This is a genomic window from Candidatus Accumulibacter vicinus, assembly GCF_000584955.1.
Classification (GTDB): domain Bacteria; phylum Pseudomonadota; class Gammaproteobacteria; order Burkholderiales; family Rhodocyclaceae; genus Accumulibacter; species Accumulibacter vicinus.
Map to the genome: position 1 here is coordinate 68,389 of NZ_JDSS02000037.1, position 5,881 is coordinate 74,269.

A 5,881-nucleotide genomic window follows, 5' to 3' on the forward strand; every position below is an offset into this window, starting at 1 on the left:
TCGCGGCGCTGCCGTCGCTACTGCCGTCGACGACCACCCACACCGGCGTCCACTGCGCACGCGCGGCGCGAACCGTGTCGACGACGCGCGGCCCAGGGTTGTAGCTCGGGATGATGACCAGATGGGTGGACGACGCAAGCGGCATGGCAGGCGGTCAGCAGCCTTTCAGTGGGCGTTGCGGGCGCGCGGAAAAGCCGAGCTGGCGACGGTGGTCGGCAATGGCGGCCGCAGTTCGGCGCGGAAATGGCTTTCGAGTTCGGCGGCGAAGGCGGCGACATCCTGCGGCGGGTTGAAGCGGCGGCCCAGGCGGATGCGGCAGCGCAGGGGCAGGGCCGGTCGCCTGGACAGCGGCCAGTGCTTGCCGAGGTAGGGGGTGGAGAACTCGATCAACAGCGTCTGCACCGGCACCTGGCTGCGGCGGGCGATCAGACCGGCCGTCGGCAGGCAGCGATCGACCGGAAAGGCGGTGGTGCGGCTACCCTCCGGAAAGATCAGCAGGCGGGCACCGCGGCCGAGTTCCTCGCCGGCATCGAGAATCATCGCCAGCGGCGCATCGTTGCGGATGAAGCGCGCCAGACGCGCCGCGGCGCCGAAGAGGAGGTTGTCCATGAGATCGGCCTTCATCACGCAGACGGTATCCGGCACGCGCGCGAGCACGAGCACGGCGTCGAGCAGCGAGGGATGATTGGCGACCAGCACCAGCGGCCCCGCTTCGCGCAGTTGGTCGAGTTCGTCGAGATCGAAGCGGCACGCACACAGCACGGTCAACACCCCGAGATAGCCCCGAAAACCGGCACGTGCGACGAAGCGCCCGAGCGGCTGGCCGAGGCGACGGGGGAGCAGCGGATGCAGGAGCATCGCAAACGGCAGCCAGATCAGGCAGGCAAGCGCCAGCGCCCCCAGTCCGAGCGCCATCGCGAGACGTTCATAGGCGACCCACAGCGGCTTGCCGACACGCGAATCAGTCATCGACCCGCACGCGCGTCGACGATTCGCCGAGGATCCAGTTCACGGACAGTCCGGCGGCGAAGTAGTCCTTCTGCCGGACCAGCGGACTGTCCTCGAAAGTGGCGCCGCTGAGGTTGTCGTAACGGGCGAAAGCGCCGAACCAGAATTTCGGGAAACGCTTGGAGACCGCCACCAGGTACTGCGTGCCGGCATAGCCGCCGCCGGCCTGATACGCGGGACGCGTCGCCGTCGCGTACTGCGGCGCCACCGAATAGTAATAGGCATTCTGCCGCTGGTCGCCGAACACCACGCCGGCGAGCAGGCCGAGGTTCCAGCCGGGCATCCCGGGAAGGTCGGTGATATCCAGGTTGAGGCGGGGATGGAAGACCCAGCCGATATCCCGGGGGGAATTCTCGACCGTGAAAGCGGCGCGTAGCGGCAGCAACAGCTTGAGGAAACGGGCGCGGTTTTCCGATCGCCACAGGGTGATGTCGATCTGCGGGCCGATCTCGAAAGTCGCGTCGAGGTTCGGCATTCCCTTGCGCGCCCGGATGTCGTCGCTGCTGCCCGGTGGCGACAGCGCCAGACTGACGCTCAGGTCGATGCGGTCGGAATCGAAGAAGCTGCCGCGGATGCCATGCCGGTCGGCCTTGAAGAAATCGCCGTGATAGGTGAAATAGGGAACCGGCAGAACGAAATTGTTGGTCTGATCGGACCCGCGGTAGTACGGGAAGCTGAAGGCCGCGACGCCGGCCCCCAGCTCCCACAACGGCTTCTCCTCGGCTGCCGGCGCGACGAGCGAAAGACAGCCCAGCCCCGCTGCCGCCAGACGGCCGATCCGGCGACCGTTCGATTTCAATGCATTCATCATGGACTCCCCGGAACATTGACAGCCACCGCCTCGATCTCGACGAGAAGGTCTTTTCGGCAGATGTCGGCCTGCACGAAGAGAACCGCCGCCGTACCCATCGGAGCGCTCAGCAGATCCCGCACGACCGGAAAATCCTCCGCATGGCGGATGTAGACACGGTACGCAAGCCCCCCCAGCGTAAATGTCGTGCGGTGGCTCAGACGGTTGGCTTCGGCCAGAACGGCCTCGACATTGGCCAGCGCCTCGCGCGTTTGTCCGAAGATGTCCCCGAGGTGCACCGTACGGTGTCCGACGATGCTCGCCGTCCCGGAAATGAACAGGCACTCCCGTTCGGGCAGGGTCACGAGTACCGCACGTGAGAAAGTGGGGCTGCGTGGCCCGTACTCCATCGGGTAGTGGTAGGCACTCACCTGGCGTGGATTCTCGACCGGCTGTACCGGCATTCGACCGGCGAGGAAGGCGATGCTCAGCGGTCCCTGCGGCAGGCCGATCGTACAGGCTGCGGGAACGTCACCGGTGGCCGCCCGGGCGCAGGCAGCAAAGGCATCGTGCCGGCCAATGTTGAACTGGCGATAGCGTTCGAGGCCGTTGGTTTCGCCGTTGATGTCGGCAAGATAATTCCAGACGCGCCAGAGGTGTGGCAACTCCTGCGCGGCAAGCAGCCGGAAAATGCGCCGGTAGGCTTCCCCGGTTGCCTGCTGCAGGGCGCTTTCCCGGCCGGTGGTCGAAAAGGCCTGCTCGTCGAGTTCGATGACACCGAACAGGACTTCCCGGCTGCACCGGAAAGCGATTCCTTCAAACTCGCCGGGGTGACAGTCGCCGGCACTGATCCACTGTTCATGGACGGCTTCGCCAGGATAACCGAGCAGCGGCGCGACCACCGTCTGCACCGGCCAGCGATGCGCCGGAGGCGCGGACGGCCGACCGCCGATCAGCGTGCCGCCGAGGATCTCCGCAGCTTTGACTTCGGCATCCAGCAGCGGTCGCGAACGGCAGGCATCGGAACGAAAAGCGAGGCTCACGGGGCGGCGTTCAGGGCAGGATCATCGACCCGGCGGATGTTGAAACGCCGGCGCTTCCAGCCCATGAAGGCGCGCCGGGGCTGGATGGCGTTGGCGAAATAGTAGAGCAGCTTGAACATGCGCAGCGAGCGCCAGATCGGCGTCCTGCCGAAAATGTCGCCGGCGAGCACCGACAGCAGCGCTTCCTTGACCCGGAAGATGTTCTTGGGTCCCATGAAGAAGTCGCGCATGATCGGATTGGTGACCCGGTAGATGAACCACGAAAACTGTTTTGGACCGTGCTGCATCAGGTGGTCGAAGTGCTTGAGCGCCGCCGCTGCTTGGTCAGGCCGCTGCAGACAGGTATCGATGGCTTCGGCGCCAATCAGGCCGCTGTGCATCGCCAGCAGCACGCCGGAAGAAAAAACCGGGTCGATGAAGGCGTAGGCATCGCCGAGCAGCAGGTAGTTGCTGCCATGCGTGCGCTCGGACACGTAGGAAAAATTTCCGGTGGCCTCGACCGGGTTGATCAGCCTGGCATCCTTGAGGCGCATCGCGAGTGCCGGGCAGGAGGCAATGCCGTCGTGCAGGAAGCGCTCGAGGCTCCGTTGCCCCCTGGTCTTCATGAAATACGGCCAGGTGACCATGCCGACGCTGGTCACGTCGCCCTGCATCGGAATGAACCAGAACCAGCCATGCTCGAACCAGAAGATGGTGATGTTGCCTTCCGCCTGCCCGGCGCTGCGGCTGGCGCCCGCGAAATGCCCATAGACGGCCGAACTGTTGTGCCGGGGGTTGCGGTGCTTGATCTGGAAGCGATTGGCCAGGAAGGTATCACGCCCGGAGGCATCGACGACGAAGCGTGCCGTCCATTCAAGCTCGCGACCATTTTCCTGGCGGGCACGGACCCGCGCGCGGTGGTCGGGCAGGAAGTCGACTGCCTTTGCCTTGCAACCCTCGTGGACCTCGACCCCTTTGCGCGCGGCATTGCGGATCAGGATGGCGTCGAACTCCGCCCGTTTCACCTGGTAGGCGTAAGGCATCGACTTGTCCCAGGCCTCTGCGAAATGGAAGGTCTGCGGCATGGGGTGCTGCGGCGAGACAAATTCGGCTGCCCATTTTTCCATGCCGATGGCCCTGACCTCGTCGGCAACGCCGAGCCGTTCAAAGAGCGGCAGATTGGCCGGCAGCAGGGACTCGCCAATGTGGAAGCGCGGGTGTCGCGCTTTCTCGAGCAGGACGACACGATGGCCTCGCTCGACGAGCAAAGGCGCGATCGTCGACCCGGCCGGACCGCCACCGATCACCAGGACATCGCATTCCCGGCGCTCCCCTCCCCCAGCCTCAAGCTGCATGCCCTCAACCCCTGTCAGTCACTGCTCCAGCGGCGAAAGTCGCCAAGCGCCCCATTATACTGTCCCCGGCACGGTTGATCCCAGCGCTTGCGGCGTGCAGCACGCATCCGGTTCCGCTGCCGGCCGCGCTGGACGGCGGGAAACCTTGACCGGCGACATGGCGACAATGGCATCCGCTTTCAGCTCCGGACTCAGGAAGGGCTGCAGGCCGACCGGTTGGCGCGGATGGCGGGCAAACTCCCGCCTGGCAAGTTCCAGCTGCTTCTGGTTGGCACTGAAGTAACGAGCCGCGGCAACGGTTTCCGGCAGGTGCCGGGCGACATGCCAGAGGCTCCAGCGATGCTGCCAGAGTCGCTTCGCAAAGCGATGACGATAGCCCCGGCTGTCGTAGTAGCGCTTGACGTGCCAGTTGTAGAGCGCGTCCATCTCCTCGCGCGACGAGAACCCGTGTGGCTTGAAGACAAAATTCAGGCAGTTCATCAGCCGCCAGTCTTCGATGAAGTCCCCTTCCTTGCCGCTGATGCACTCGTCCCAGATCGGCGCACCATACATCGGGCTGAACTTGGTCATGTTCATTTCGTCGAGATCGAGAGACAGAATGAAATCACTCGTCTGCCTGAGCGTTTCCGGTGTTTCTCCCGGCAAGCCGAAGATGAACAGGCCCTTGGCGCGCAAACCGGCGGCGTGGATCCGTTCGACGGTCTTCTTCACCTCGGGTAGCGTCACCCCGGCCTTGTGGCGCTCCATCATTCCCGGATCGGCCGATTCGATGCCCATCGACACCATCAGCGCACCGGCCTTCTTCAGCATGGCCAGCATCTCGTCGGAGGTATGACCGGTGCGGATGGCGCAGTTGAAGTTCATGCCCAGCGGCTGTTCAATCAGCATTTCGCACAGTTCGGTGACGCGTTTCCTGTGCGCCGTGAACAGATCATCGTAAAAGTTGATGTGGCGGACACCGAAGCGGTCCCGAAGATATTTCATGTGCTCGTACGTATATTGCGCCGAATTGGTCTTGTACAGGCGCTCGAAAACCGTGCGGTCGCAGAATGAGCAGGTGTAGGGGCAGCCACGCGAAGTGATCATCGTCGCGCCGTGGCGTTTCTCGTAGGCAAACAGTGGCAGGTGATAGCCATGCGGAAAACCGGCCAGCTTTTCGTACGCCGGAAAGGGCAGCTCGTCGAGATTCAGGATGCGGTGTCGGCGCGGATTGCAGACGACCCGGCCGTCGCCGTTGCGGAATACGAGGTTGTCGATCTCCGCCAGTGCCTTGCCGTTGGCAAGGTCGAGCAGGCAGCCCTCACCCTCACCGATGCACAGGTAGTCGATTTCCGGGAAGTGCTCGAGAATCGGCGCGCCAATCGATGACACATGCACGGCCCCGAAAACAATTCTGATCTCGGGCCGCTTCCTCTTGATGTACACAGCGAGGTCGACCCCGTCCATGAAGCTGGAAGTTGTCGCACTGATGCCTACGAGATCCGGCCGGCTCGCCAGGACGATTTCGGCGTTGGCCTCTATTCCCGGCGGCGCATACGGGCCGAGGCAGTCGTGCAGTTCGGTCGAATGGCCATGCTTCTCCAGCCAGCTCGCGAGCTGCATGATGCCGATCGGCGGCATGCGGTTGGCCAGCACCGAAAAATCGGGCTGCCCCGGAACGAAATTGAAACCGGCTGGGTGAACCAAGGTTATGCGCACGCTTTGCT

The 5,881-nt window shown here is 64.0% G+C and carries 5 protein-coding genes and 1 pseudogene; all 6 read right to left on the reverse strand.

The window, feature by feature from the left end:
• Positions 1 to 145: pseudogene (locus CAPSK01_RS23420) on the reverse strand (glycosyltransferase); the annotation flags it as partial.
• A gap of 20 nt (positions 146 to 165) precedes the next feature.
• Positions 166 to 969: a lysophospholipid acyltransferase family protein gene (locus CAPSK01_RS16140; protein ID WP_034928995.1), complete on the reverse strand. Its 804-nt coding sequence runs from the start codon at positions 967 to 969 to the stop codon at positions 166 to 168.
• Complete coding sequence (locus CAPSK01_RS16145) at positions 962 to 1,816, reverse strand: MipA/OmpV family protein (protein ID WP_273703915.1); 855 nt, start codon at positions 1,814 to 1,816, stop codon at positions 962 to 964. Before CAPSK01_RS16145 ends, CAPSK01_RS16140 begins: the two co-directional genes overlap by 8 nt.
• Positions 1,816 to 2,841, reverse strand: a complete 1,026-nt coding sequence (locus CAPSK01_RS16150; RefSeq protein WP_273703855.1) for a Rid family hydrolase — start codon at positions 2,839 to 2,841, stop codon at positions 1,816 to 1,818. Before CAPSK01_RS16150 ends, CAPSK01_RS16145 begins: the two co-directional genes overlap by 1 nt.
• Positions 2,838 to 4,175, reverse strand: a complete 1,338-nt coding sequence (locus CAPSK01_RS16155) for an NAD(P)/FAD-dependent oxidoreductase (protein WP_034929001.1) — start codon at positions 4,173 to 4,175, stop codon at positions 2,838 to 2,840. Before CAPSK01_RS16155 ends, CAPSK01_RS16150 begins: the two co-directional genes overlap by 4 nt.
• A gap of 54 nt (positions 4,176 to 4,229) precedes the next feature.
• Entirely contained in the window at positions 4,230 to 5,873 is a 1,644-nt protein-coding gene (locus CAPSK01_RS16160) for a radical SAM protein (RefSeq protein ID WP_034929004.1), read from the reverse strand.
• Positions 5,874 to 5,881: the final 8 nt, after the last annotated feature.

Coding starts and splice junctions, on each gene's coding strand:
- CAPSK01_RS16145 (WP_273703915.1), bottom strand. CDS start 1,816: ATGAATGCATTGAAATCGAACGGTCGCCGGATCGGCCGTCTGGCGGCA.
- CAPSK01_RS16140 (WP_034928995.1), bottom strand. CDS start 969: ATGACTGATTCGCGTGTCGGCAAGCCGCTGTGGGTCGCCTATGAACGT.
- CAPSK01_RS16155 (WP_034929001.1), bottom strand. CDS start 4,175: ATGCAGCTTGAGGCTGGGGGAGGGGAGCGCCGGGAATGCGATGTCCTG.